The sequence below is a fragment of the Nocardiopsis sp. L17-MgMaSL7 genome, assembly GCF_003182025.1.
GTDB lineage: Bacteria > Actinomycetota > Actinomycetes > Streptosporangiales > Streptosporangiaceae > Nocardiopsis > Nocardiopsis prasina.
The window spans coordinates 51,589-77,396 of the sequence record NZ_QGTF01000009.1 but is presented as its reverse complement, the minus strand read 5'-3'; the positions used below and the strand labels follow the sequence as shown (position 1 = coordinate 77,396).

Annotated in this window: 25 protein-coding genes and 1 other RNA gene; 12 read left to right on the top strand and 14 right to left on the bottom strand. The window is 71.9% G+C overall.

The genetic code is table 11. The features are described 5' to 3' along the window. Positions 1–97: 97 nt before the first annotated feature. Together BDW27_RS17300 and BDW27_RS17295 are read left to right on the top strand one after the other, a co-directional pair. Positions 98–1,207 carry a DNA-binding transcriptional regulator gene (locus BDW27_RS17300; RefSeq protein WP_110050266.1) on the top strand — a complete coding sequence of 370 codons (1,110 nt, stop codon included), beginning with the start codon at positions 98–100 and terminating at the stop codon, positions 1,205–1,207. A gap of 14 nt (positions 1,208–1,221) precedes the next feature. Further along, the gene (locus tag BDW27_RS17295; RefSeq protein ID WP_110050264.1) at positions 1,222–1,797 is read left to right on the top strand and encodes an HD family hydrolase; all 576 of its coding nucleotides are present in this window, start codon (positions 1,222–1,224) and stop codon (positions 1,795–1,797) included. A gap of 81 nt (positions 1,798–1,878) precedes the next feature. Here BDW27_RS17295 and BDW27_RS17290 read toward each other — a convergent pair whose 3' ends face one another. The 7 genes from BDW27_RS17290 to BDW27_RS17260 all read right to left on the bottom strand — a co-directional run bounded on the left by BDW27_RS17290 (position 1,879) and on the right by BDW27_RS17260 (position 6,332). Continuing rightward, the gene (locus tag BDW27_RS17290) at positions 1,879–2,619 is read right to left on the bottom strand and encodes a DUF2637 domain-containing protein (RefSeq protein WP_110050263.1); all 741 of its coding nucleotides are present in this window, start codon (positions 2,617–2,619) and stop codon (positions 1,879–1,881) included. Further along, a complete protein-coding gene (locus BDW27_RS17285) occupies positions 2,616–2,810 on the bottom strand; it encodes a hypothetical protein (RefSeq protein ID WP_110050261.1) in 195 nt (64 codons plus the stop codon). Before BDW27_RS17285 ends, BDW27_RS17290 begins: the two co-directional genes overlap by 4 nt. Then, positions 2,807–3,364, bottom strand: coding sequence for a hypothetical protein (locus tag BDW27_RS17280; RefSeq protein ID WP_146223269.1), 558 nt, complete (start codon positions 3,362–3,364; stop codon positions 2,807–2,809). The genes BDW27_RS17285 and BDW27_RS17280 overlap by 4 nt, the downstream gene beginning before the upstream one ends. A gap of 197 nt (positions 3,365–3,561) precedes the next feature. After that, positions 3,562–3,944, bottom strand: an RNA gene (gene rnpB / locus BDW27_RS17275) — RNase P RNA component class A. A 42-nt stretch (positions 3,945–3,986) separates the two neighbouring features. After that, on the bottom strand, positions 3,987–4,622 hold the full coding sequence (locus BDW27_RS17270; protein WP_110050258.1) for a histidine phosphatase family protein: 636 nt from the start codon (positions 4,620–4,622) through the stop codon (positions 3,987–3,989). Continuing rightward, positions 4,619–5,380: a zinc ribbon domain-containing protein gene (locus BDW27_RS17265; RefSeq protein WP_017545020.1), complete on the bottom strand. Its 762-nt coding sequence runs from the start codon at positions 5,378–5,380 to the stop codon at positions 4,619–4,621. The genes BDW27_RS17270 and BDW27_RS17265 overlap by 4 nt, the downstream gene beginning before the upstream one ends. A gap of 79 nt (positions 5,381–5,459) precedes the next feature. Further along, positions 5,460–6,332 carry a Nif3-like dinuclear metal center hexameric protein gene (locus BDW27_RS17260; RefSeq protein WP_017545021.1) on the bottom strand — a complete coding sequence of 291 codons (873 nt, stop codon included), beginning with the start codon at positions 6,330–6,332 and terminating at the stop codon, positions 5,460–5,462. Between the two features lie 293 nt (positions 6,333–6,625). On the opposite strand from BDW27_RS17260, the gene BDW27_RS17255 reads away from it, so the two are divergent. Further along, positions 6,626–7,447: an alpha/beta fold hydrolase gene (locus BDW27_RS17255; protein ID WP_110050256.1), complete on the top strand. Its 822-nt coding sequence runs from the start codon at positions 6,626–6,628 to the stop codon at positions 7,445–7,447. 85 nt (positions 7,448–7,532) lie between these two features. Further along, positions 7,533–8,399 carry a deoxyribonuclease IV gene (locus tag BDW27_RS17250; RefSeq protein WP_110050254.1) on the top strand — a complete coding sequence of 289 codons (867 nt, stop codon included), beginning with the start codon at positions 7,533–7,535 and terminating at the stop codon, positions 8,397–8,399. Between the two features lie 61 nt (positions 8,400–8,460). Here the strand turns inward: BDW27_RS17250 and BDW27_RS17245 are convergent, their stop codons facing one another. Genes BDW27_RS17245 through BDW27_RS17235 form a run of 3 tightly spaced genes read right to left on the bottom strand, consistent with a single transcriptional unit; the run spans position 8,461 to position 11,815 of the window. Further along, positions 8,461–9,777 carry an MFS transporter gene (locus tag BDW27_RS17245; protein WP_110050252.1) on the bottom strand — a complete coding sequence of 439 codons (1,317 nt, stop codon included), beginning with the start codon at positions 9,775–9,777 and terminating at the stop codon, positions 8,461–8,463. Beyond that, complete coding sequence (locus BDW27_RS17240) at positions 9,774–11,072, bottom strand: MFS transporter (protein WP_110050250.1); 1,299 nt, start codon at positions 11,070–11,072, stop codon at positions 9,774–9,776. Before BDW27_RS17240 ends, BDW27_RS17245 begins: the two co-directional genes overlap by 4 nt. 50 nt (positions 11,073–11,122) lie before the next feature. Next, positions 11,123–11,815, bottom strand: coding sequence for a helix-turn-helix transcriptional regulator (locus tag BDW27_RS17235; protein WP_017545027.1), 693 nt, complete (start codon positions 11,813–11,815; stop codon positions 11,123–11,125). 183 nt (positions 11,816–11,998) lie between these two features. Here BDW27_RS17235 and BDW27_RS17230 point away from each other — a divergent pair, with 183 nt between their 5' ends. Continuing rightward, positions 11,999–12,346, top strand: coding sequence for a hypothetical protein (locus tag BDW27_RS17230; protein WP_017545028.1), 348 nt, complete (start codon positions 11,999–12,001; stop codon positions 12,344–12,346). 223 nt (positions 12,347–12,569) lie between these two features. Beyond that, a complete protein-coding gene (locus tag BDW27_RS17225; RefSeq protein WP_110050248.1) occupies positions 12,570–15,005 on the top strand; it encodes a Tex family protein in 2,436 nt (811 codons plus the stop codon). A gap of 289 nt (positions 15,006–15,294) precedes the next feature. On the opposite strand, the gene BDW27_RS17220 is transcribed toward BDW27_RS17225, so the two are convergent. Together BDW27_RS17220 and BDW27_RS17215 are read right to left on the bottom strand one after the other, a co-directional pair. Then, positions 15,295–16,038: a GTP pyrophosphokinase family protein gene (locus BDW27_RS17220; protein ID WP_026129341.1), complete on the bottom strand. Its 744-nt coding sequence runs from the start codon at positions 16,036–16,038 to the stop codon at positions 15,295–15,297. Positions 16,039–16,116: 78 nt separating this feature from the next. After that, positions 16,117–17,631 carry a carboxylesterase/lipase family protein gene (locus tag BDW27_RS17215; RefSeq protein ID WP_110050246.1) on the bottom strand — a complete coding sequence of 505 codons (1,515 nt, stop codon included), beginning with the start codon at positions 17,629–17,631 and terminating at the stop codon, positions 16,117–16,119. Positions 17,632–17,848: 217 nt separating this feature from the next. Between BDW27_RS17215 and BDW27_RS17210 the strand changes: the two genes are divergently transcribed. After that, complete coding sequence (locus BDW27_RS17210) at positions 17,849–19,222, top strand: LURP-one-related/scramblase family protein (RefSeq protein ID WP_110050245.1); 1,374 nt, start codon at positions 17,849–17,851, stop codon at positions 19,220–19,222. A gap of 167 nt (positions 19,223–19,389) precedes the next feature. Then, positions 19,390–20,349 (top strand): NADPH:quinone oxidoreductase family protein, encoded by a 960-nt coding sequence (locus BDW27_RS17205; protein ID WP_110050243.1) that lies wholly within the window; start codon positions 19,390–19,392, stop codon positions 20,347–20,349. Between the two features lie 261 nt (positions 20,350–20,610). On the opposite strand, the gene BDW27_RS17200 is transcribed toward BDW27_RS17205, so the two are convergent. Beyond that, positions 20,611–21,525: an LLM class flavin-dependent oxidoreductase gene (locus tag BDW27_RS17200; RefSeq protein WP_110050241.1), complete on the bottom strand. Its 915-nt coding sequence runs from the start codon at positions 21,523–21,525 to the stop codon at positions 20,611–20,613. 28 nt (positions 21,526–21,553) lie between these two features. After that, positions 21,554–21,835, bottom strand: coding sequence for a GNAT family N-acetyltransferase (locus BDW27_RS17195; protein WP_017545035.1), 282 nt, complete (start codon positions 21,833–21,835; stop codon positions 21,554–21,556). A gap of 147 nt (positions 21,836–21,982) precedes the next feature. Here BDW27_RS17195 and BDW27_RS17190 point away from each other — a divergent pair, with 147 nt between their 5' ends. The 4 genes from BDW27_RS17190 to BDW27_RS17175 are packed head-to-tail and all read left to right on the top strand — an operon-like array spanning position 21,983 to position 25,754. Next, complete coding sequence (locus BDW27_RS17190; protein WP_110050240.1) at positions 21,983–22,738, top strand: SDR family oxidoreductase; 756 nt, start codon at positions 21,983–21,985, stop codon at positions 22,736–22,738. A 5-nt stretch (positions 22,739–22,743) separates the two neighbouring features. Continuing rightward, the gene (locus BDW27_RS17185) at positions 22,744–23,526 is read left to right on the top strand and encodes an SDR family oxidoreductase (protein WP_110050486.1); all 783 of its coding nucleotides are present in this window, start codon (positions 22,744–22,746) and stop codon (positions 23,524–23,526) included. Then, entirely contained in the window at positions 23,523–24,536 is a 1,014-nt protein-coding gene (locus BDW27_RS17180) for a phosphotransferase family protein (protein ID WP_110050238.1), read from the top strand. Before BDW27_RS17185 ends, BDW27_RS17180 begins: the two co-directional genes overlap by 4 nt. Positions 24,537–24,542: 6 nt before the next feature. Further along, positions 24,543–25,754, top strand: a complete 1,212-nt coding sequence (locus tag BDW27_RS17175; protein WP_110050236.1) for an acyl-CoA dehydrogenase family protein — start codon at positions 24,543–24,545, stop codon at positions 25,752–25,754. Positions 25,755–25,808 lie beyond the last annotated feature (54 nt).

Sequence of the window (25,808 nt, the reverse complement as noted above, 5' to 3'; positions counted from 1 at the left end):
CCAAACGTCGTCTGTATTCTGGGTACCGACGCTACGGATTTCCCCGGTCCGCCTGTAGTGACCCCCAGTACCGGTATGCGTCCCGCAGGAGGCACCGATGCCGAAGTCCCCCACCGCCGCCCTGACTGCCGGTCAGGGAAAGCAGTCACGGCCCCGAAACGGCGTGATCGCCGGGTACGTCCTGAGGCTCACCCGGGAACAGCTCGGCCTCTCCCAAGAGGACCTCGCCGACCGACTCCGCGTGTCCGTCGACACCGTCGCTGGGTGGGAGACCGGACGACGGGCGTTGACCGCTGTCCCGGTCTCGCAGATGCTGGTCCTTCGGCACCGGCTCTTGCGCCTCGGCACACAACCAGCTCTGCTTGCTGCGTTGGACAAAGCCATGGAGGCCGACGTCCTGTTGGCCAGCGTCATTTCCGACGACCCTGATGACGCCCCGTTGGGCGCGTGGGTGATGCAACGAGACCTGGTCGAGGTGATGGCATGGCCGCTGACGGGGACACCGCCCGAGACCTTGCGAGACATGCCAGCGCCGCGCAGGCCCCGCCGCGGCCCCGTCCCCTCTGGCCCCGAGATCACCCCCGCCGAACGGGTCCAGCTGTTCACGAACCTGCGCCGCACCGCCGAACAAGCCACGGCACCACGGGACTTCCTCTTGCGCCGCCAGGCCCTGTACCTGTGCGGCTACGACAACGGCGCCGACATGTCCACGTGGTTGGCCGAGCAACAGCGGCATCCAGCGCCTGACGACTGGTTGTCCCGGTGGCTGACCTCCCGCTCGGTTGCCTCGGTTGCCACCCGATACGGCGACACAGACCGGCTCACCCACTTCATCGACTCCACGCTCATGGACAACGATCGAGGCGAAGCGGCGAACCTCGCCTACTGGGCGTACTGGGTCGGGGAATTGGACCTTGAACTCTCCGACGACTTCATGGCGTCGAGCCGCCTCGGTGTCTGGGAGGGCCGACGGCTGCTTCGGCACCTACTGGACCGTCTCGCCCCGGGGCACGGGTACCTGGACCTGTACGTGCACACCGTATGGGCACTACTGGCCGCTCGGCCGCGCCTGCTGGCATCGGACCCCGAAGCGTCCGCGCGGCTGGCCGCGAGCGTGGGTGTGCTGTTGGATAGCCCTGACACCTCGGCGTCCGCGCGTCGGGAGTTGGACGGCATCCGGTACGCGATCCGCCTCACGAAGGCGTAGAAGGAAGACCCCTCATGAGCGACGAGACCACTCGGGCCGCGCATTTGCTGTACGAGGCGGGCACCCTGAAGAACCAGCGTCGGACAGGCTGGTGGATGGCCGGTGTCCGCGACCCTGAGTCGGTCGCAGAACACTCCTGGCGGACAGCCCTGATCGCGTCGGTGATCGCGGCCATGGAGGGTGCCGACCCGGCCAAGGCCGCACTGATCGCGGTATGGCACGACACCGGAGAAACCCGGTCCGGGGACATCAACCACCTGGGGCAGAAGTACGTCGGAACCAAGCCAGACGCCCGGGACATCGCCGCTGACCAAACAGCCGGACTTCCTGCACAGGTGGGTGAGATGGTGCGTGCCGCGGTCGCGTCCTACGAGGAACAGGACTCCGTCGAGGCGTTGTGTGCGAAGGACGCCGACAAGCTGGAATGCATGGTCCAGGGCATCGAGTACCGCGCCCAGGGCCACGCTGCCGCTCAGCGATGGATCGATGGAAGCAGGGGCCGCATCAAGACGAAGAGCGGACAAGCACTCGCGGACGCGACGTTGGAGCAAGGCACGCTGGACTGGCTGTATGCCGCGATGGAGCGGTAGGAGTTCCTACTCCCCGCCCGGGAGGCGGAGAGTCGCGAACCCCCGCAAGGGCCCGCGGCTCTCCGAGTCACCCCCGGCCGATCACCCGCTCTCGGCTTCCCGGATGCGCGTCCGGCCCCATGAGGCGGAGCGGCCGAACCGGGCGGCAAGCTCCTTTCCGGTGAGCGGCACGCCCTCGGCTCGCGCGGCACGGTAGGCCTGCCGCGCTCGGGCCCGGTCGTCGCCGGACTCCTCGGCGGGTTCGTCGGCGCCCCCATGGGCGTCATCGAGCGGCACGGTCACCATGTCGCGTGTGCCGCTCGTGCCGCTGGCGGCAGACACCGGAGCCGGGGCGGCAGGGTGAACGAATCGTTCACCCTCGGTGGGAGCGGCAGGGGTGCGCGCTGAGTGCGTACCCCCCGCCCGCTCGTGCTCCTCGTGCCGCGCCACGGCCGTCTGCCCTTCGGCAGGAGTGGCCAGCGCGAGCGAGGCGACCAACAGCAGACCGTCCACGGACAACGGCAGCAGGTGCGCGACAAGGTGACTCTCCCCGTAGGACAGCAGCAGGTCCCGCATGTGCCCGTAGGACACCACCGCGGCCACACCAGCGACCACGGCCGTGCCGAACCAGCGCAGAGCGATGATCCACTTCGGGCCGGACTGGCGGGCGCGTGCGACCAGCTCGGCGACGAGCAGCAGGGCGACGGGTGCCCAACCGGCGGCGATCAGCCGTCCGAGGTCGGTGGGGCCGTCGCCCTCCAGGGCGTGAAGGACGTTCGCGCCGACCGACACCACGGCGCCGGTGATGAACGCCAGCCAGGCGATGAGGTTCCCGCGCTTCACCGGCTCGCCTCCTCGTCTCCCTGGACGCGCGGCAGGCGGGCGGAGTTGATCCGGCCTTCGTAGGCGTCCACCACGTCGGCCAGCAGGATGATGGACGCGCCGACCGCGCTGTCATCGCCGCGCTGGTACCCGTGGGCGTCGAGCACGGCGAAGATGTCGGCGACCAGCCCGACCGTGGGGTTCGTGCTCATCGGTTCACCGCCTGGGCGCCGCGCCGGGTGATCTCCTCGGCGATCTGGTCGGCGAGTTCCGCCGAGAGCACCGTGCCGCGCTCCGCTGCCTGCTGTACCCATCGTGCACGCGCGGCGGTGGTCTGCCTGGCGTTGAACACCAGGCAGATGAACAGGAGCCCGTGCCGCTCCTGCGAGCGGAGCATGAGCGGGTACCGGGCGGGCAGCTCTGCGTCGTGCACCAAGACGGCGACGTTCGGGGCCGGGCGGATGACCGACGCGCCGGGGACGTCACCGGCGGCCACGGCTAGCTGTTGCCGCGCCGGGTCGAGGGCGGTTCGGGTGTCGTCGCCCAGGGCGTCGAGGTCGGGCAGTGTGCTCAGAGCAGCGCCGACGTCGTCGAGGGTCTGCCGGGTGTATCGGTAGGGCCCGGTGAGGTCGTTGTGCGCGTAAGTCAGGGCGCGGTGGGCCTGGGTGGTGAGGGGGTGGTGGTCGAGCACCAGGCCGAGGGCGGCAACTGTGCGCGCGACGGCTTCGACCACGGAGTCAGGGGTGAGCTGGGTAGGGTGATTCATGGTTCGGGCCTTCTGAACAGGGCCCGCCCACCGCGCCCGACCAGGTCTAGCCACCCGGTCGGGCGTCCCGTTTCTCATCCCGGATTCATCCCGGGACAAGCCCGGATAGCTCCGGATAACCGCAGATAAACAGGGGTGTTCAGTGGTGCGGACACAAGGCTGATATTCGAAGTATCAGCAGGTCAGAAGGCTAAGGAGGAGGGAGTCGGCCGGTAAGCCGGATTCTGTCGGTCTCTCGACCGGACGGTCATCCATCTGGGGCCGCCGTTGCCGACGACCTCGGTGCGGTCTACCCGCGGACTCGGGCGGGCCGCCCTCGAACATCCGCGCGGGAACCCGGAGGTTCCCTTTTTGACCTTGCTCCGGGTGGGGTTTACCTAGCCAGCCGGATCGCTCCGGCCGCTGGTGGTCTCTTACACCACCGTTTCACCCTTACCACCGCGAGAGGTGGCGGTCTGTTTTCTGTGGCACTGTCCCGCGGGTCACCCCGGGTCGGCGTTACCGACCACCCTGCCCTGTGGAGTCCGGACTTTCCTCGAACCCGCGCCGGGCGCGGGTCCGCGACCGTCTGGCCGACTCCCTCTGCGACCCAGTCTAGCGGGCTCACGGGGGGCCGGAACCGCTACTGGTCCAGGTGTGCGGTGTCGTTGAGGGAGCGCACCACCTGGGGTCCGTCCGCGTAACAGTCCACCTCGGTCAGGCAGGCGGTGTCCAGGTGCATCCGGTACAGCGCCGTGATCGGCGCGAGCACGGCCTGCTGGACGGTGACCTTGATCGGGGTGACGTGGCTGACCACCAGGACCCGGCGGCCCCGGTGGCGTTCCAGCAGCGCGTCCCGTGCCGCGCCCACGCGGCGGGCCACCTCGGCGAAGCTCTCCCCTCCGGGCGGGCTCGCCTCGGGGTCCGCCAGCCACCGGTCGACTCCTTCGGGGTCGCGCTCGTGCGCCTCGGCGAAGGTCAGGCCCTCCCAGGCCCCGAAGTCGGTCTCCACGAACCCCTCGTCGGTCTCCACCGGGAGACCGAGGAGCTCGGCCGCGTACCCGGCGGTGTGCCGGGCACGCGACAGCGGGGAGGAGACCACCGCGTCGATCCCCCACCCGGACAGGCGCCGCGCGGCCGCTTCGGCCTGGGCGTGCCCCTCCTCGGTGAGGGGGACGTCACCGCGTCCGGCGAAACGCCGTTCGACGGACAGCGGGGTCTGCCCGTGGCGGAGCAGGACCAGGCGGGTCGGCTCGCTGTCCGGCGCGCCCCAGCTCATTCGGCGGCGGGGGCGTTGAGCCCCGACTCCTCGGTGCGCACCAGGATGCGGCGGCAGTCCTCGCAGCGAACCACCTCGTCGGCGGCGGTCGCGCGGATCTCGTTGAGCTCCACGGTGCTCAGCGCCAGCTTGCAGCCGTTGCAGCGGCCGTACCGCAGCGGGGCGGCGGCCACCCCGTCGTACTGGGACCGCAGCTTGTCGTACAGCTTCAGCAGGTCGGCGGGGATGTCCTCGCTGACCCGCTGACGGTTCTGGGTGACGCGGGTGCGGTCCCACTGGATCTCGGCGGCGGCGGTGTCCCGGCGAGCGGTGACCTCCGTGAAGCGGGCGACGGCCTCCTCGCGTTCCCCGGTCAGGCGCGTGACGTCCGAGCTGACGGACTCGGCCTCCTCCATGACCTCCAGGACGACCTCCTCCAGCTCGGCCTGGCGGCGGCCCAGCGAGGCGATCTCCGACTGGAGGTTCTGGAGCTCCTTGGCGTTGGTGATCTGCCCCGACTCCAGGCGCTTGGTGTCGCGGTCGGCGCGCGAACGCACCTGGTCGACGTCGCTCTCGGCCTTGCGCTGGTGGCGCTCGATGTCGGAGGCGCGGGTCTGGGCGGTGATGAGCTCGGCGTCGATCGCGTCGACCCGCTCCTTGAGCCGGGCCGCCTCGGCGATCTCGGTCAGGCTCCGGAGACGGTGGTCCAGGCGCTGGAGCTCGGTGTCGAGCTCCTGGAGGTCGAGCAGTCTGGCCTGAGCGGCGGGTTCGGCTTTCACTTGGAGTCTCCTGGGAATCGCGGTTGGGAGGCCGGGGAGGCCGCCCGCGCCCTGTGCAGTTGTGGTCGTCGAGGGGGTGCTACGCGTGTGGGAAGGTCCGTGACCAGGCATCTGTCACGGTGGTCGACACGCGGGTCTCCACGTTAGCCCCATTCGGGCCGCCCGTGCGCCGGAGGGCGTCGGCCAGGTGGGCGGCGCCGTCGGCCAGCCACGGCCACTCGCTGGCGAAGTGGGCGGTGTCCACGAGTGCCGGGCCGCCCGGTTCCCCGACGAACTCCGAGGCGGGGTGGTGGCGCAGGTCGGAGGTGACGTAGGCGTCCACCTCGGCGGCGCGGGCGGCGCCGAGCAGGGAGTCGCCCGCCCCGCCCGAGACCGCGACGGTGGTGACGAGGCGGTCCAGGTCACCGGCCACGCGGACGCCCCCGGCGGTGGCGGGCAGCCCCTGGGCCACCCGGGCCGCGAAGTCCCGCAGGACCATGGGCTCGTCCAGCTCGCCGACGCGGCCGATTCCGCGCCGTCCCTCGGGGTCGGTGGAGTCGGGGTCCAGCGGTCGCAGCGGACCGGTGAGGCCGACAGCGCGGGCCAGGGCGTCGGACACCCCGGGTGCGGCGGTGTCGGCGTTGGTGTGCGCGGTGTACAGGGCCACCCCGGAGCGGATCAGGCGGTGCACGATCCGGCCCTTGGGGGTGTTGGCGGCGACACTGGTGACGCCGCGCAGCATCAGCGGGTGGTGCGTGATGATCAGGTCCGCGCCCCAGGTCACTGCCTCGTCGACCACCGCGTCCACGGGGTCGACCGCGAACAGGACGCGCTCCACCGGCTGCGCGGGGTCCCCGCAGACCAGGCCGACCGCGTCCCAGGAGGCGGCCCACTGGGGTGGGTAGACCTCCTCGAAGGCGGCGGTGACGTCGGACAGGGTGAAGGGCTGCGCGGTCGAGGTGCTCACGGGCACGAGACTAGCGCTCCGTCCGGACCGGCGGTCAACGGGACGGGCGCGGCAGAGGGGCGTCTCCGGTTCTCAGCCGTTCCTCGGCCTCGGCGGGTGCGCCGGTGTCGGGGGGAGGGCGCCGTCGCCCCGTACTGTCACAGCTCCAGGGGCTCCGCGCGGATCCACCCGGCACCGGTCGGCACCGAGGGGTGCGACTCCACTTTCCTCCTCGACCGATCCGACGCCCGTTCCGCCTTGTGGGCGTCGACCGCGGCGTCTAGCGTGCGATGAGGTCGAGGGAAGAGGGTGCGTGCGGCATGCGGGACGCGACGGTCGAACTCCACGGGCGCACGGTCGCCTACACCGACATCGGCGACCCGGCGGGGACCCCGGTCCTGTACGCGCACGGCGCCCCGATGAGCCGACGCAACCTGGGCGACCAGGACGAGGCGTTCGCCGCCGCCGGGCTGCGGGTGATCACCGCCGACCGGCCCGGCTACGGCGGCTCCTCCCCCGCCCCCGGGCGCACTCTCACTGGCTGGGTCGACGACGCGGCCGCGCTCGCCGACTCCCTCGGCGTCGACCGTTTCCTGGTGGCGGCGCACTCCTCGGGCGGGCCCTACGGTGTGGCCGTCTCCGCCCTGCTGCCGGAGCGTGTGCGCGGCACCGTCGTCCTGGGCGGGGTCACCGACTTCGCGTGGGAACCCGGCTGGGAGGGCTATTCCGAGGTCGAGCGGGCCATGATGCGCCTGCCGGACGAGCGGGCCGCCCTGGAGTGGGGCGAGCGCCACCTGGGTTCCTCTCCGACCGAGTGGCCCGAACCCGACAGCCGGCTGTTCGCCTCTCGGTACGTCCCGCACCTGGCGGCCGCGGCCAAGGACGCGTTCGCCCAGGGTGTGGGCGGCTACACCCAGGACTCCTGGGTGCAGGGCCGCCCCTGGGCCTTCGACCCGGCGGCCGCGCACTCCCCGTTCGTCGTGGTGCACGGTGACGCGGACACGATCGTTCCGATCGCGCACTCGCGGCACACCGCGGGCCTGGTCCCGGGGGCCGAGCTTCGCGTGCTCCCCGGGCACGGACACGTCACCGTGCTGTGGGAACTCCCCGACCTGCTCGCCGAACTGCGCGACCGGTCCTGACCGGCCGGGCCGCGTGAGGACGCCGCGCCGAGTGGGACACCGCAGACCACGCCCACCCGCTGGTCGGCCCTAGAGTTGGTTCGCGATGAACAACACTGAGCAGAAGCGGCCCCGGACCCCGATCGGGGCGCACGTGCCCGTGGCGGGCGGCATGGCCACCAAGGGCCTGGCGTACGCACAGCAGATCGGCGCGGAGACCGTCCAGGTCTTCGTGTCCAACCCGCGCGGCTGGGCGACCAACGCGGGCGACCCGGCGCAGGACGCGAAGATGCGGGAGCGCACGGACCTGCCCGTGTTCGTGCACTCCCCCTACCTGATCAACCCCGGCGCCCCCAACGAGGAGACCGCCGAGAAGTCGCTGGTCTCCCTGGAGCACGCCCTGCGGCGCGGTGCGGAAATCGGCGCCCTCGGCGTGGTGATGCACACCGGTTCGGCGGTCTCGGGCGGGCGCGAGGCCGGACTGGAGCGGGTCCGTTCCCGGATCCTCCCCTTGCTGGAGCGGCTCGGCGACGACGTCCCGCCGGTGCTGCTGGAGCCGATGGCCGGGCAGGGCCAGGTGCTGTGCGCCACGGTCGACGACCTCGTCCCCTACCTGGAGGCCCTGGACTGGCACTCCAACGTGGGCGTGTGCCTGGACACCGCGCACCTGTTCGCGGCCGGTCACGACATCTCGACCGTCGAGGGCATGCGCGAGACGATGGACCGCTTCGGCGAGGTGGTCGGCGCCGACCGGCTCAAGCTGATCCACGGCAACGACTCCAAGGCGCCCTGCGGCAGCAACAGGGACCGGCACGAGAACATCGGTCTGGGCCACATCGGCGCCAAGCCGTTCACGGAGCTGTTCCGTCACCCGGTGACCGCGGGTGTCCCCATCACCCTGGAGACCCCGGGCCCGGAGGGTCCGCACGCCGAGGACGTGCGGACGCTGAAGAAGCTGCGCGCCGAGGCCTGAGCCCACGCGCTCCGGTCCGGTCCCGTCGTAGGGGCCGGACCGGGGCGTCGGTAACCCCCGGTCACCCTTGGACCGGTCGGCTCTCCTGTTCGCTCACGGCGCGGTCACACAGGTCGGAGGTCTCGAAGATGGTGCGCACGTGGCACAGCACGACGAGACCGACGATCACGCCGCCCACCAGGTAGGGCAGGCCCAGGTCGATCCGGCCCAGCACCCCGCCGAGCAGCGCGCCCACCGGGGTGGCGCCCCAACCGACGGCACGGTGGACGTTGCCCGCCCTGGCCCGGATGCGGTCGGGCACCACGCTCTGGAAGAAGACCGAACCGGCGATGTTGGACACGGCCATGCACAGGCCCATCCCCACGAGGAGCAGGCCCGCCACGGCGGCGTGGGTGGTCACCCCCAGTCCCAGCAGGACGGCGGCCGCTCCGAGGTAACCGCCCAGGAAGGCGGTGCGCCGCCCCAGCCGGCGCAGCACCCAGCCGACCACGAAGGTGCCCGACACCCCTCCGACCGCCAGCCCCGCGACGAGGACCCCGTACAGGGACGCGGGCAGTTCCAGGCGCTGACCGGCGTACAGGACCAGCACAGCCAGGCCCGTGTTCAGCCCGATCATGGTCCCGGCGTTGCACGCCGCCAGGCGTCGCAGCAGCCGGTCCCCGAAGACGTAGCGCAGCCCCTCCGCGAGGTCGCGCAACGGGCCGCGTGAGGAGGCCTCATCCCCCTCCCGGGGTTGCTCCACCTGGTGGTCCAGGGGCCTTCGGCGCAGGATGACGACGACCGTGCCGACCAGCACCGCGCACAGGGCGTAGGAGACCATCGCCCCGGCCACGGGGATCACGGCGGCCACGGCGAACAGCACGGCGGCCACCGGGGCGGCCCCGAACTCCTGGGCGACCAGTCGACCGCCCTCCACTCGGCTGTTGGCCCGGTCCAGCAGCCTTCGCGGGACGAGCCGGGTGAGGCCGAGACGACTCGCGGGGTCGCTGATGGTCTCGCAGCACATCACCACGAACATCGCCGCGTACAGGACCCACACCGTGGCGTGTCCGCTGGCGAGGGCGACCGCCAGCAGTGCCACCGTGGCCGCGGCCACGGTGTTGGACACCACCAGCGCCCGCAGGCGGTCCACCCGGTCCAGCAGCACCCCGCTGAGGGGCGCGACGAGCAGCCAGGGCAGGAATCGGGCCACGGTGAGCCCGGCGACCAGAAGCGGGTCCCCGGTGAGGGTGGCCGCGAGGAGGGGGAGGGCGACGGCCAGGAGCCCGTCCCCGAAGTTGGTGGACACCCCCGCGGCCCAGAAGCGGTGGAAGGTGCCACTCAACCGTTCCCGCTCCGGGGCTCCGGGGACCTTCGGGGCGGGTGGAGTGGTGGTCATCGGTTCTCCTCATCGAACACGGGCCGCACGGCGGCCTCGGTCAGGGCCAGGTCCGCGCGGCGGGCGGTCTCGGCTATCACCCGCCGGGACAGAAGAACGGTGCCGGCCATGATCACACCGCCCAGGAGGAAGGCCAGCGCGAGGTCGATCCGGCCGAGCAGTCCGCCCGCCAGGGCGCCGAGCGGTGTGACGCCCCAGCCGATCATCCGGCTGACCCCCGCGACGCGGCCGCGCACGGCGTCCGGGACCACGGTCTGGTGGTAGGGGCTCGCGGCGATGTTGGACACGACCATGCAGAAGCCGGACACCGCGAGCAGCGCGAAGGCCGAGTACGGCTCTCCGACGAGGGCCACGCCCGTGAAGCAGACGGCCATCCCCAGGTAGCCGCCGATCACGGACGTTCGTCTGCCGAAGCGGGTGATCACCCGGTCGGCCGTCAGACTGGCGAGGACTCCCCCGATCGCGGAGGAGGTCATGAAGGCCCCGAAGAACACTGCGGGAACCCCGAGGCCGTCCTGCGCGTGGAGCACCAGCACCGCGCCGCCCATGTTCGCGCCGACCATCATCCCGGCGTTGCAGAGCATGTTGCCGCGCAGGATCGGATCGCCGAGGACCTGCCGGAACCCCTCACCGGTGGAGCGCAGGAAGCCCTCGGTCCGCGCGGGCTCCCCCTCACTGGGAACGGAGCGGCGCCACACCAGCGGCACGGCGCACAGCAGCACCACGCACAGCGCGTAGGATCCCGCGATCCCCACCAGGGGCGCGACGGCACCGGCCGCGAACAGGAACCCGGCGACCGGGCGGCCGAGGCATTCCTGGGCGACCAGTCGGCCTCCCTCCACCCGGCTGTTGGCCCGGTCCAGCAACCGGGCCGGGACCAGCTGGACCACGGCGATCCGGCTCGCCGGGTCGGTCACGGTCTCACAGCAGATCAGCGCGAACATCGCCGCGTACAGCAGCCACACGGACAGGCTCCCGGTGACCACGGCCAGGATGAGACCGGCCATGACCAGGGTGGCGACCGTGTTGGACACGACCATGGCCCGCACGCGGTGCACCCGGTCGATGAGTACGCCCGACAGCGGGGCCAGCAGCAGCCAGGGCAGGAAACGCACGGCGGTGAGGCCCGCGACGAGGAGCGGGTCCTGGGTGAGGGAGACCGCGATCAGCGGCAGCGCCACGACGAGCATGCCGTCCGCCAGGTTGGTGAACACCCCGGCGCCCCAGAAGCGGTGGAAGTCCGCGCCGAGGCGTTCGGACCGGGGTGGGCGCGTGGTGGGAGGTGCGGTGGTCATGGGGCTCCTGAGTGGGGGGTGGGTTCAGGTGGCGTCACGGCTTCGCCTGGTCAGCGAGACGTGGGGCCGTCGTCCTCGCCGCTCCGTGCCGGGGGCTTCCCGTCGTCCGCGTCGGGCGCCCCGCCGAGGTGGGGGAACAGGTCGGTGTGCAGTTCCACCGACTCGGTGTCGGGGTGGCTCCGGGCGGTGCGGCCCTCGAAGCGGCGGGTCCAGGACCGGACGAACTCCTGGAGCGCTCCGGCGAACTCCTCGGTCTCCTCCGGGGTCATCCGCGCGTGGGACAGGGAGTCCTGCATGGCCGTCTGCCAGCGCCGCACCACCGGGTCGTCCGGCTGTGTCCTGACCCGGTTCCGCCACTGGTCGAGCCGTTCGCGTCGGCCGCCGTAGTAGCGGTCCAGGACGATCTCGGCCGCCTCGCGGGTGGCCGGGTTGCGCAGGTGGTCGAGACCGCTCATGCGCCAGCCGCCGGGGCGGATGCGCCACCAGCGGTCGCGGCGCCCACTGTGGCCGGGGTCGGCTTCGACGAACCCGTACCGCGAGAGTTGGCGCAGGTGGTAGCTGGTGGAGCCGCTGCTCTCGCCCAGTCGTTCGGCCAGGATGGTCGCGGTCGCGGCCCCCTCGAGAGTGAGTTCGTCCAGGATGCGGGCCCGCAGGGGGTGGGCCAGCCCGCGCAGGGCCTCGGCCCCCACCTCCATGGACGCGTGATCCGGTTCCGTCGCTTCCGGCTGCTCTTCCTCGTACATGCCTGAACCGTACTCCAAAGACTTCTTTGCAAAAAGAACTTTGCAGAGCTTTCTTTGGAAAACTTTCGACGTACGGGTTCGACCTACCGGGGCACCCCACCCCCTGAAAAGCGCACCCATGGGCGACAATGGGCGCAACCCCGTGGCGGGACGGGACCCCGGAACCGAGGAGGGTGTCAGCTCATGGAGCCGTTCTTCATGGTCATCGGCGCGGCGATCGCGGCCGCCGGTTTCCTGGCGGGGCGGCGCACCGCTCGCCGCGAGGCCCGCCGCGAACTCCAGCAGCACCAGGGCACCCCGCAGATCCCGGACCGCGGGCAGCGCACCCCCCAGCCGGTCTGCGGCTGCGGCCACAACCTGGTCTTCCACGACCACGAGACGAAGCGCTGCCAGACCCAGGTCGTCATCCCCGGCCGCTGGACCGGCCAGGCCAATTCCACCTACCGCCAGTGCATGTGCCAGGGCTACCGGGGCCCGCTCCCCGTGGACGAGTACTACGCCCCCGACTACCTCGACGGCACCGGCCCCTGAGTCACGCCTCCACACACGCCTCACAAACCTCATTCACCACTAATCCCACCGAACCACCCGAACCCGCCCGGCTTCCCTACCCGCCTCCACACGCCCCCGGGTCCGGGCAGGGGTGATCGTGCGGGAACCTGGGAGTGCGGACGGCGACGCGCCGGGATGACAACGGTCCCGCGCACCGCGAGAATGTCCGCGCACCGAACAGCCAGAGAGTGGACGTTAACTCGTGACGACCCCTGTGACACCCACGATCGACCAGCGCATCGCCGAGGAGCTCGGCGTGGGCGCGCACCAGGTCAGTGCCGCCGTCGACATGCTCGACGCCGGGTCGACCGTGCCCTTCATCGCCCGGTACCGCAAGGAGGCCACCGGAGCGCTGGACGACGCCCAGCTGCGCGCCCTGGAGGAGCGGCTGCGCTACCTGCGTGAACTGGCCGAACGCCGGAGCGCGATCCTGGAGTCGATCCGTTCCCAGGGCAAGTTGGACGACGCTCTGGAGGCCCGGATCAACGAGGCCGACTCCAAGGCCCGTCTGGAGGACATCTACCTCCCCTACAAGCCCAAGCGCCGCACCAAGGCCCAGATCGCGCGCGAGGCCGGTCTCGAACCGCTCGCCGAGGGGCTGATCGGCGATCCGAACCAGGACCCGCAGGAGGTCGCCGCCGCCTACGTCGACGCCGACAAGGGCGTGACCGACGTCAAGGCCGCCCTCGACGGGGCCCGCTCGATCCTGGTGGAGCGGTTCGCCGAGGACGCCGACCTCACCGGCACGCTGCGTGAACGGCTGTGGGAGAAGGGCCGTCTGGGTTCGACGGTCCGCGAGGGCAAGGAGGAGGCCGGGGCCAAGTTCGCGGACTACTTCGACTTCTCCGAGCCCCTCACCGCGCTCCCCTCCCACCGGGTCCTGGCCATGTACCGGGGCGAGAAGGAGGAGGTCCTCACCCTCAACCTGGAGCCGGAGGAGACCCCCGAGGCGGGCGCGGACGGCACCGTCCCCCGCAGCTCCTATGAGAACGCCATCGCCTCCCACTTCGAGATCGTGGACCGGGGCCGCCCCGCCGACCGCTGGCTCCAGGACACGGTGCGCTGGGCCTGGCGCACCCGGATCCTGGTCCGTCTCGACATCGACGTGCGCATGCGCCTGTGGCAGCAGGCCGAGGACGACGGCGTCAACGTGTTCGCCGCCAACCTGCGCGACCTCCTGCTGGCCGCGCCCGCCGGAAGCAGGTCCACCCTGGGCCTGGACCCGGGCCTGCGCACCGGCGTGAAGGTCGCCGTCACCGACCCCACGGGCAAGGTCGTGGCCACCGACACCGTCTTCCCGCACGTGCCGCGTCGCGACTGGGACGGCTCGATCGACCGCCTGGCCAAGCTGTGCTCCGCCCACGACGTCGAGCTGGTCGCGATCGGCAACGGCACCGCCTCGCGTGAGACCGACAAGCTGGCGGGCGACCTCATCAAGCGCCACCCCGAACTCCAGCTCACCAAGGTGATGGTGTCGGAGGCGGGCGCCTCCGTGTACTCGGCCTCGGCCTACGCCTCCGAGGAGCTTCCGGACCTGGACGTGTCCCTGCGTGGCGCCGCCTCGATCGCCCGGCGCCTCCAGGACCCCCTGGCCGAGCTGGTCAAGATCGACCCCAAGTCCATCGGCGTGGGCCAGTACCAGCACGACCTCGCGGAGGCGAAGCTGTCGCGCTCGCTGGACGCCGTGGTCGAGGACTGCGTGAACGGCGTGGGCGTGGACGTCAACACCGCCTCCGTCCCGCTGCTGACCCGGGTCTCGGGCGTGACCTCGACCCTGGCCCGCAACATCGTGTCGCACCGTGACGCCAACGGCCCGTTCCGGAGCCGCGAGGCCCTGCGCTCGGTGCCCCGGCTGGGCCCCAAGGCCTTCGAGCAGTGCGCGGGCTTCCTGCGCGTGCCGGGCGGCGACGACCCGCTGGACACGTCCGCGGTGCACCCCGAGGCCTACCCGGTGGTGCGGCGCATCCTGGACCGGACCGGCAGCGACCTGCCCTCGCTGATCGGTGACAAGAAGGCCCTGAAGGGTGTCCGTCCCGAGGACTTCGTCGACGACACCTTCGGCCTGCCGACCGTCACCGACATCCTCAGCGAGCTGGAGAAGCCCGGCCGCGACCCGCGTCCCGCCTTCACCACCGCCACCTTCAAGGAGGGCGTGGAGAAGCTGGACGACCTGGAGCAGGGCATGATCCTGGAGGGAGTGGTCACCAACGTGGCCGCCTTCGGCGCCTTCGTGGACGTGGGCGTGCACCAGGACGGACTGGTCCACGTGTCGGCGCTGTCGCACAAGTTCGTGGAGGACCCGCGCGACGTCGTCAAGCCGGGTGACATCGTCAAGGTCAAGGTGCGCGAGGTCGACATCCCGCGCAAGCGCATCTCGCTCACGATGCGCCTGGACGACGACGCCCCGGCCGCCGGCGGTCAGGGCGGCGGTCGCGGCGAGCGCGGCAACCGTGGCGGCGAGGGCGGCGGCCAGCCCCGTGGGGGCGGTCGCGGCAGTGAGCAGCGCCGTGGCGGCGGTCGTCAGAACAACGGCGGCCGTGGCAACGGCGGCGGCCGCGGCAACGGAGGACGGGACAACGCGCCGGCGCCCTCGAGCGCGATGGCCGACGCCCTCCGCCGCGCGGGCCTGGGCAAGTAACGCGCGCCGCCCCCACGAGGAGGGGGCCGCGCGAGGTGTGGTGAGGGGGTTCCCGCCGGTCGGGGACCCCTTTCCCCTGCTTCGGACGTGACCGCGATCCACGTGGCGCGCGGCGGATCCGTGTCAAGGCCCCGAAGCGCCGACGACCCACGGGAGGCCTTGGACGCCCTGGAGGGGGCTCTGGCACGCGCCAGCCGGGTGGAGTCCGAGGGCCTCGGACACCTGGCGGCCGACAGTGGACGACCCGCACGTGTCGCGCGCGTACTGGCCGGGTCCTTCGACCCGCCGGTCAGTCGGAGCGCTCGGAGTTGACCCGTTGGGCCAGCGCCCGCAGCAGCTCGTCGGCCAGGGGCAGCTTGCGCAGCTCCTCCGGGCCGGGCAGCGGCCCCCTGGCCCGGTCCCCCTGTTCCCGGACCTCGCCGTGCAGGCGCTCCATGGTCACGTCCAGCTGGTTGGCGGTCTCGGCCGCCTCGCGGATCTCGTCCAGCAGACCGACCGGAACCGACTTCCCGTACTTGTAGTAGATCTTGTGTTCCAAGCTGGCCCAGAAGTCCATCGCGATGGTGCGGATCTGGATCTCCACCGGCACGTCCTCGGTCCGGTCCGACATCCGCACCGGCGTCTCCACCAACAGGTGCAGGCTCCGGTAGCCGTTCGGCTTGGGTGAGCGGATGTAGTCGCGCTCCTCCATCACCCGGATGTCCTCGTGCCCGGCCAGCATGTCCCGGATCGTGTAGGTGTCCGAGACGAAACTGCACGTGACGCGGATCCCGGCGATGTCGAGGATGGACCCGCGGATCTCGTTGAGGTCGTAGGGCACCCCGCGCCGCCGCGCCTTCTCCATGATGCTGGACGGGGTCTTGAGCCGGGAACTCACGTGCTCGATCGGGTTGTGGTCGTGGGTGTAGCGGAACTCCTCGTTGAGGATGTTGACCTTCGCCATCACGGTGTCGATGGCGAACTTGTACGAGAGGAGGAAGCGCGCGACGTCGTCACGAGCCGCCAGCAACGCCTCCGGAACGTCTTCCACCACGAATCGACCCCCGTCACACCAGTACCAAACCCCGTAATCGAATGCTATCGACCACCGGAGCCCACGGGGATGCGGGAGCTACCTCGGCGCGAAGGTCGCCCCGGACCACAGGGCGCGCAGCGGGGAGCGGCCCCCCTCGCTCAGTGAGTCCTTCAGGTCCCACACCCGGGCCGTGGTCGTTCCCGGCCGGACCGGACCCCATCCGGGGTCGCCGCCGGACACGAAGGCGCTCCAGGCCGCCGTCATCCTGTCGGACAGCGCGAGGTGGGCGGCGTCCGGGGGGCCGTCGCACAGGAACCGGGCCAGTTCGCAGTCCATGTTCCCGAACGCGAAGGGCAGGTCGAAGGCGTGGCAGGCCCCCAGGGTGCCCTCCAGGACCCGGCTGCGCGCGGCGAACCGGAAGAGGTGGGCGCTGCCGCCCGCCGCGGCCTGCGCCTCGGCGACACGGGTGGAGTACTCGCAGAACATGGCGTCACCGCGCATCGCGACGTACAGCTCGGCGAGGGACGCCTCGGGGTGGGCCGCGCGGTAGACCTCCACCGCGTCCTCCCCCAGACCGAGGCGGTCGGCGGTGACCGCGAGGGCCGACTCGTCCTCGACCTCCACCTTCTGGCCCAGGCCGGTGAAGAGGGTGAACTCGTCGGTGTTGTGGCCCACCAGGAGCGCCACGTCGGCCGCGACGCCCCGAGCGATCGCTTCGAGCGGCGGTTCGGGCAGTTCGGGGCAGCCGACCACGGGCCCGTAGCAGGTGAACGCCTTGGTCCGCACGCCCTTGCCGGTCCTTCCGGTGCCGGAGAGGATCGTGTCGGTCGCCGCCAGCAGCTTCTCCGCCGGTACCCCGGCCAGGGCCCCGGCCTCCAGCGGCACCCCGACGATGTCGGCCACACCCCGGGCGACCTCGCGCGCGGTGTCCACGGTGATCATGTCGCCGGGAACGCTGTGGGCGATGGCGCGGTGGAAGAGCCCGCGCGCCTCGGGTGAGGCCATCAGGCAGACCACCGAACCGGCCCCGGCTGACTCCCCCGCAATGGTGACGTCGGCCGGGTTCCCGCCGAACGCGGCGATGTTGTCACGGACCCAGCGCAGTGCGGCGACCTGGTCGAGGAGCCACCGGTTGTCGGGGCGGCCGGGGACGTGACCGAAGCCCTCGAAGCCCAACCGGTAGTTGACGCTGACCACGACCATCCCGGTCTCGGCCAGACGGGTGCCGTCGTAGGTGGCCTCGGAACCGGAGCCGACGATGTAGGCGCCGCCGTGGATCCACACCATGACCGGGGCCGTGCCGTCCTCGGGGCCGATCCCGGTGGTCGGCGACCAGACGTTGAGGACCAGGCAGTCCAGGGAGGTGCCCGCGTCCCAGGGCTCGGTACCGATGAAGCTGGCGCTCTGCGGCGCGGGCGGACCGGGCTGGGTGCAGTCGCGGACCCCGTCCCAGGCCGGGGCGGGCGCGGGGGTGGTGAAGCGGTGTTCCCCGAAGGGCGCGGCGGCGTAGGGGATGCCCCGGTGCACGGTGACCCGTCCGTCCTCGGACCGGGGGGAGGAGGTGCCGCGCACCGGTCCGTTCGCGGTCTCCACGATGTGCTCGGCGTTCACGGATGCCTCCAGGGGGTCGATACCACCACCTAACACCGTTAGGTTTGTCCGCGCAAGACCCACGCGAACAGGCGGAACCCGCGAGGGCACCGCGTCGTCGAAGCGACGATAGGTTTTCAGCTGGATTATCCCGAATTTCCCCGCTGCGCAGACCCAACCGCCTCGCACCCAACCGACCACGTCGCCCACGGGCCGACGGCGCCGGAAAGGCCCCCACATGCACGCACCCCTGTTCACCGCGCCCGTGTTGCTGGTCGAACAACCCCGCCGCCTGTTCGCCGCCGAAGGCCACTACGAGGTCCTCAGCGACCACGGCCAGCCGCTCGCGTACGTGAACGAACACATGACCGCGTGGTCGCACTCCCACCGGCGCAGCTCGCAGCTTCCGCACCGGTTCACGATCTACGCGCCCGACGGCCACCCCCTCCTGACCCTGGACAAGCCCTGGGACCGCGGCCGCCCCTACATCCACGTGAGCGGCCCGCACAACGAGCCCTACGGCAGCATCGTCCAGGACCGCTCCTTCCTGGGCTCGCGGTTCCGACTCAACGACCCCCGGGGCCACACCGTCGCCGAGATCCGGGGCGACTGGAGGGGCTGGGACTTCACCGTCCTCGACCACGCCGGGATCGAGATCGCCCGGATCGGCAAGGAGCACCCCGGGTTGGGCGGACAGTTCTTCACCACCGAGGACCGCTACGCGCTGGAGTTCGCCTTCGACCTGCCCTGGCCGCTGCGCCGCCTGGTGATCGGCGCCGCGATCACCATCGACGTGCTGCTGCACGAGCGCGAACCGGAGTTCTATCACTCGCACTACGCGGACTTCCGCCGCTACCCCGAGTACGGGTACCAGCCGCGCCACCACTGGCACCACCCCCGGCGCGGCTACGTGGTCACCCGGCGCCAGCGCCGCCCGCTGGTGGTCCACACCTTCCAGCCGGTGCGCCGCCGGTCCCGCGCGACCCCCAGCGCGTCCGTCGGGGGTTCCCGGCGCGGCTACCGACCGCTGTCCAGCCGCTCCGAGGCCCCCGCGCCCCGTGCCACCAGGACCCCGAGGGTGGAGCGCAGGGGCGGGGCGGGGTTCGCCTCGAGGTCGGAGGCCCCGGCGAGCGGCTCCACCTCCCGCCGCGAACGCCAGGGACGTTCCCATGGCGGAGGAGGCACCTCCCGTGCCGCCAGGGTCAAGCGGGACGTGTCGGGGAACAGGACGGCCGCACGCGCCAAGGACGGGATGACCGGGAGCTCCGGCGGCTCCTCCTGGAGCCTGCCCATGGGGATCAACCGTTCCTCGCGCAGTTCCTCCCGCGGGTCGTCCTCCTCGCGCGGCACCTCATCGTCACGGGGGACCTCCTCAAGGGGGACCTCGTCCTCATCGTCACGGAGCGCCTCAGCGTCGCGCGGCACCTCGTCCCGGAGTTCCGTCTCGCGGGGCGGGGCGGCCCGCGCCTCGGGTGGTTTCCGCAGGTCCGGGGGGAGCGGTTCCAGCCGGTCCAGCCGGTCCAGTGGCGGCCGTTCGGGCGGTTCCAGCCGGTCGAGCGGCGGCCGCTCCGGAGGCGGGCGCTCCAGTGGCGGTTCCTCTCGCCGCAGGTAGCGACCGCCACACGCGCACAGGCCCCTCGTCCCGGTGACCGACCGCGGGCGAGGGGCCTGTTCCGTTCCTGACGCCACACGCCCATGGAAGGGGTACACCCACGGTACATACCACCTGGTCGGTATGATGTGCGCCCGACACCGCTCCACCATCAGGAAGGGCCCACCATGCGCGCCATCCAGATCACCGAGTTCGGCGGACCCGAGGTCCTCGTGCCCACGGAGCTGCCGGACCCGGAGCCGGGCCCCGGCCAGGTCCTGGTCGACGTCGCCCTCAGCGGGGTGAACTTCGCCGACACGCACCAGGCCGAGAACAGCTATCTCTCCCCCTCGTCGCTGCCCATGGTCCCCGGCAGCGAGGTCGCCGGGCGCACCGCGGACGGCCGCCGGGTCGTGGCCCTGCTCAACGGGGGCGGGGGGTACGCGCAGCGAGCGGCGGCCGACCCCAACCTGGCCTACGACATCCCGGACGACGTGACCGACGCGGCCGCACTCGCCCTGATCGTGCAGGGCGCCTCGGCCTGGGTTCTGCTGCGCAGGACCACCCGGATCGAACCCGGGGAGTCGGTCGTGGTGCACGCCGCGGGCGGCGGCGTGGGCACCCTCGCCGTGCAGTTGGCCAAGCGGTTCGGCGCCGGTCGGGTGATCGCCGTCGCGAGCACCGGGGACAAGCGCGACCTCGCCCTGGAGCTGGGCGCGGACGCCGTCGTGGACTCCTCCGCTCCGGACATGACCACCGCACTGATCGACGCCAACGAGGGCAGGCGGGTGGACATCGTCCTGGACATGGTGGGCGGCCGGATCACCGACGAGAGCCTGCACGCGCTGGCGCCGTTCGGCCGACTGGGTTTCTACGGCATGGCCTCGCGCGAGCTGCCCTCCCCGGTGAAGCTGCCCAACCTGATGCGGCACTCCGCCTCGGTGGGGGGCATGTGGCTGCCGCACGCCTTCCTGCTGCCGGGCGACGTGGTCGGTCAGGCGATGAGGGAGCTCTTCGGCCTGGTCTCGGAGGGAGCCCTCCGGCCGGTGCTCGGGACGATCTATCCCCTCTCCGAGGCCCGGCGCGCTCACGAGGACCTGCGGTCCCGCGGGACCGTGGGCAAACTGACGCTCGACCCCTCGGCCTAGATGTGCTGTTCGGTGGACCGTTCCCTCCACCCGTCGCCCGCCAGCACCCTTGACGGACGCCCGCGGTGTCCGCGTAGCGGGGCGCAGCAGTAGGAAGACGGCCGCTCGCACGGAGGGGCTCCGCTGGCACCGCCGAAGGCATCAAGGAAGACGCCCCGGGAGCGGATCCTCCACCTCGCCACCTTTACGAAGTAGATTCACTATTGCCCGATTCCTCCGTTCCGGATCGGTGCCCCGGAACGGAGGAATCGCCCCGGCCCGTCAGGTCCGCGCCGCCCGCACCGCCTCGCGGACCGCTGGAGCCACCTCGGCGGCGAAGAGATCCACCTGGGCGGCCGAGTCCTCCGCCGGACCCAGCACGAACGTGTCCATGCCGTGCTCCAGCACGAACCCCGTGATCGCCTCCACCCACGCCTCCACCGGACCGCGCAGCGGATCACCCGGATCGCCCTGGACGCCGTGGCCGGTGATGGTGCCCCACAGGTTGTACACGCGGCGCACGGACGCCGGGTCCCGATCGGCCTCGGCGGCGCCCGCGTCGATCCGGGCGTGCGCCTGCGGCAACCGGTCCGGTCCGACATAGGCGTGCGAGGCCACCCAGCCGTCCGCGCCGCGACCCACCGCGCCCAGCAGCCGGGGGCCGGCCACTCCCAGCCAGATCCCCATGTCGTGTACGGGCGCGGGCCCCGGCTTGACCCCGGCGAGCCGGTGGTGCTCCCCCTCGAAGCGGACCGACCGCTGGTCGGACCACATCAGCCGGATCACCTCCATCGCCTCCAGGAGGGAGTCGGCGGCCTCGCGCGGGGTCAGGCGCTCACCGCCCATCGCCTCGATCGCCTCCCAGAACGCCCCGGCGCCCAGGCCGAGCTCGAACCGGCCACCGGAGAGCACGTCCAGGCTGGCGGCGTTCTTGGCCATGACCGCCGGCGGCCGCAGGGGCAGGTTGGCGACGTCGGGGAAGACCCGCAGCCGCTCGGTGCGGGCCAGCGCCGTGGCCATCAGGCTCCAGGTGTCGAGGTGGCGGCGCTGGTAGGGGTGGTCCTGAAACCCCGCGAAGTCGAGGCCGCCGCGTTCGGCCGCCCCGACCACCTCCCAGGTCCGTCGCAGGGAGTCCGGGTCAGCGTTCGGGGAGGGGAAGACCCCGAAGGCGATCTCGCGCCCGTAGTCGGTACTCACGCTCGCGGCTCCCTTCCGTGCGGGCCCGTCACCGGTACACGAGGTCGGCGTACTCGCGGTGGCGCTCGATCCACCCCTTGACGAAGGGGCACAGCGGCAGCACGGCGAGCTCGCGAGTGCGCACGTCGTCCAGCGCCTCGCGGACGAGGACGCTGCCCAGCCCCCGCCCCTCGAAGGCGGGGTCGATCTCGGTGTGCGTGAAGGTGATCAGCTCGTCGGTGAGGATGTACTCCGCGTACCCGGCGACCTCCCCGTCGGCTCTGACCTCGTAGCGGCGGCGCTCGGGAACGTCGGTGACCTCGGTGGCCATGGTGGAACCTCCTGTGTGCGCGACGCGGGCGACCGCGCCCTCGTCCGATTCATTGTCCCCTGGCCTGCCCGCGGTCCCCTTGCGGCACGCGCCCTCGCGGACATAGAGTCTCCGTGACATACCGACCAGTCGGTCTAGGGAGTACGCATGACATCGCGGTTCGGCGGGCGCACCGCCATCATCACCGGTGCCAGTCGCGGCATCGGCCTGGCCGTCGCCCAGCGGCTCATCTCCGAGGGGGCTCGCGTGTGCGTCACCGCGCGCAAGCCCGAACCCCTGCGGGAGGCCGTCGAGGCCCTAGGCGGCCCCGAACACGCCATCGGGATCCCCGGCCGGGCCGACGACCCCGAACACCAGGACACCGCGATCGCCGCCACCCTGGACGCCTTCGGCAGCGTGGACCTACTCGTCAACAACACCGGCATCAACCCGGTCTACGGCCGTATGGTCGACCTCGACCTCGACGCCGCCCGCAAGATCTTCGAGGTCAACGTGCTCGCCGCGATCTCCTGGGTCCAAAGGGCCCACCGCGCGTGGTTCGCCGAGCACGGCGGCGCCATCGTCAACGTCTCCTCCGTGGCCGGGACCAAACCCGCTCCCGGCATCGGCTTCTACGGCGCCACCAAGGCCATGCTCACCCACGTCACCGAGGAGCTCGCGGTCGAACTGGGCCCGGGCGTCCGCGTGAACGGGGTCGCCCCCGCCGTGGTCAAGACCCGCTTCGCCGAGGCACTGTACGAGGGACGGGAGGAGAAGGTCGCCGCCCAGTACCCGCTCGGTCGCCTCGGCGTGCCCGAGGACGTCGCGGGCGCGGTCGCCTTCCTGCTCTCCGAGGACGCCGCGTGGGTCACCGGCCGCACCCTCGTGCTGGACGGTGGGGTCACCCTCACCGGAGGGATGTGAACGGCATGGAACCGAACGGGATCGGAGCCGTGGTCACCGGCGGCGGCAACGGGATCGGAGCGGCCGTCGCCCGCCGACTGGCCGACGCGGGGGCGCGCGTCGTGGTCAACGACCTGGACGCGGACGCCGCCCGGGCCGTGGCCCGGGAGATCGGTGGGACCGCCGTCCCCGGTGACGCCGCGAGCGAGGAGGGCGTGACCGCCCTGATCACCGAGGCCGAGGAACGGCTGGGCGGCATCGACCTGTACGTGGCCAACGCCGGGGTCGCCGTCACGGGCGGACCCGAGGCGCCGGAGGCCGACTGGGAACTCGCCTGGCAGGTCAACGTGATGGCGCACGTGCGTGCCGCCCGCGCGCTGGTGCCGGGGTGGTTGGAGCGCGGCCGGGGTCACCTGCTCACCACCGTGTCCGCCGCCGGGCTGCTCAGCATGCTGGGCAGCGCCCCGTACTCGGTGACCAAGCACGCCGCGCTGGCCTTCGGCGAGTGGATGTCGGCCACCTACGGTGACCGGGGCATCACCACCCAGTGCCTGTGTCCCCTGGGCGTGCGCACCGACATGCTCGACGCCAGCGGACCGGAGGGGCAGGCCATCCTGGCCGGGGAGGCCATCAGCGCCGAGGAGGTCGCCGACGCCGTGATCGCGGGGCTGGCCGACGGGCGCTTCCTGATCCTTCCGCACCCCCGGGTCGCCGACTACTACGCCGCCCGCGCCACCGACACCGACGCCTGGCTGGCCGGTATGCGCCGCATCCAGGCGCGGGTGTTCACCACCGAGGAGCAGGCATGAGCGAGGAACTGCCCGGCCTGGACCTGGGGAGGCTGCGCGCCCACCTGGACCGCCGGGTGCCCGGGCTGGTCGCGGGACCGCTCAGGGGGCGGGTGATCACCGGAGGCAAGTCCAACCTCACCTACACGGTCACCGACGGCACCGGTTCGTGGGTGGTGCGCCGCCCTCCGCTCGGGCACGTGCTCGCCACCGCCCACGACATGCCCCGTGAGTACCGGGTGATGACCGCGCTGCGGGAGACCGCCGTACCGGTACCGCGGACCCACCTGCTCTGCGAGGACACCGACGTGCTGGGGGCGCCCTTCTACGTCATGGAGCACATGGCGGGCACGCCCCTGCGCACCCTGGACGAGATCGCGCCGCTCGGGGCCCCGGGGGTCCGCGCCGTGGCCGACTCCCTCATCACCACGCTGGGCGAGCTGCACGCCGTGGCCCCCGGGGAGGTGGGCCTGGACGACTTCGGCCGCCCGGCGGGTTTCCTGGAACGCCAGGTGCGCCGGTGGAGCAGGCAGCTGGAGGCTTCCCGCAGCCGGGACCTCCCCGGGATCGACGAACTGCGGGACCGTCTCGCCGCCACGCTCCCCGAACAGGGCGCGCCCGCGATCGTGCACGGTGACTACCGGCTCGACAACGTGCTGGTCACCCAGGACGGGCGGCTCACCGCCGTCCTCGACTGGGAGATGGCCACCCTCGGCGACCCCCTCGTCGACCTCGGCCTGATGCTGGTCTACCGGGAGCAGCCGGTGACCGGCGGTGGGCGACCGGCCACCTCGGCGGAGGGGTTCCCCTCCTCCCCCGAGCTGGCCCGGATGTACGCGGCCGCGACCGGCCGGGACGTGTCCCGGCTCGGTTGGTACGTGGCCTTCGGCTGTTTCAAGCTCGCGGTGATCGCCGAGGGCATCCACTACCGGCACGAGCGGGGACTGACCGTGGGATCGGGCTTCGACGGGATCGGCGACGTGGTCGTCCCCCTGGTGCGGCGCGCCCACTCCGTGTTGAGGGAGGACTGAGGACCGATGGACTTCGCATTCGACGCCCGGACCGAGGAGCTGCGCGAGCGGCTGCTGGCCTTCATGGACGAGCACGTCCACCCGGCCGAACCGGTGTTCGCCGCCCAACTGGCCGAGCGCGAGGACCCCTGGGCGGTCCCGCCGGTGGTCGGGGAACTCAAGGCCGAGGCCCGCCGACGGGGGCTGTGGAACCTCTTCCTCGCCGGGCACCCCGAGCACGGCGGTCTGCCCAACCTCCAGTACGCTCCGCTGGCCGAGATCACCGGGCGCAGTCCCCAGCTGGCCCCGGTGGCGCTCAACTGCGCCGCCCCGGACACAGGGAACATGGAGGTGCTGACGATGTTCGGCACCCCCGAGCAGAGGGAGCGGTGGCTGGAGCCGTTGTTGGACGGGCGGATCCGGTCCGCCTTCGCGATGACGGAGCCCGAGGTGGCCTCCTCCGACGCCACCAACATCACCACCCGGATCGTCCGGGAGGGCGACGAGTACGTGGTGAACGGGCACAAGTGGTTCATCACCGGGGCGCTCAACCCGGCCTGCGAGGTCCTCATCGTGATGGGCCGGACCGATCCGGACGCGGAGCGGCACCGGCAGCAGAGCATGGTGCTGGTGCCGCGGGACACCCCGGGGCTGCGGATCGAGCGCGGCATGAGCGTGTTCGGCTACCACGACAGCGACCACGGCGGCCACGCCGAGGTGTTCTTCGAGGACGTCCGCGTGCCGGTGGGGAACCTGGTGGGCGGCGAGGGCGAGGGGTTCGCGATCGCGCAGGCCCGCCTCGGCCCCGGGCGCATCCACCACTGCATGCGTTCGATCGGCATCGCCGAGCGCGCCCTGGAGCTGACCTGCAAGCGGGTGCTGGGACGGGTGGCGTTCGGCCGCCCGCTGGCCGAGCAGGGCGTGGTCCGGGAGTGGATCGCCGAGGCCCGGGTGGCGATCGAGCAGCTGCGTCTGCTGGTGCTCAAGACCGCCTACCTGATGGACACCGTGGGCAACAAGGGGGCGCACACCGAGATCCAGGCGATCAAGATCGCCACCCCGCGCACGGTCGAGTGGATCCTGGACCGGTGCGTGCAGGCGCACGGCGCGGCCGGGGTCAGCCAGGACACCCCGCTGGCCGGGTGGCAGGCGGGGGTGCGCTCGTTGCGGCTGGCCGACGGTCCGGACGAGGTGCACCTGCGCTCGCTGGCCCGCGCGGAGCTGCGCAAGTACGCGTGAGAGAGGAACGCCGGTAGCCGCGCGTGCGGGTCCACGTGAGAGGCCGGGGGGCGG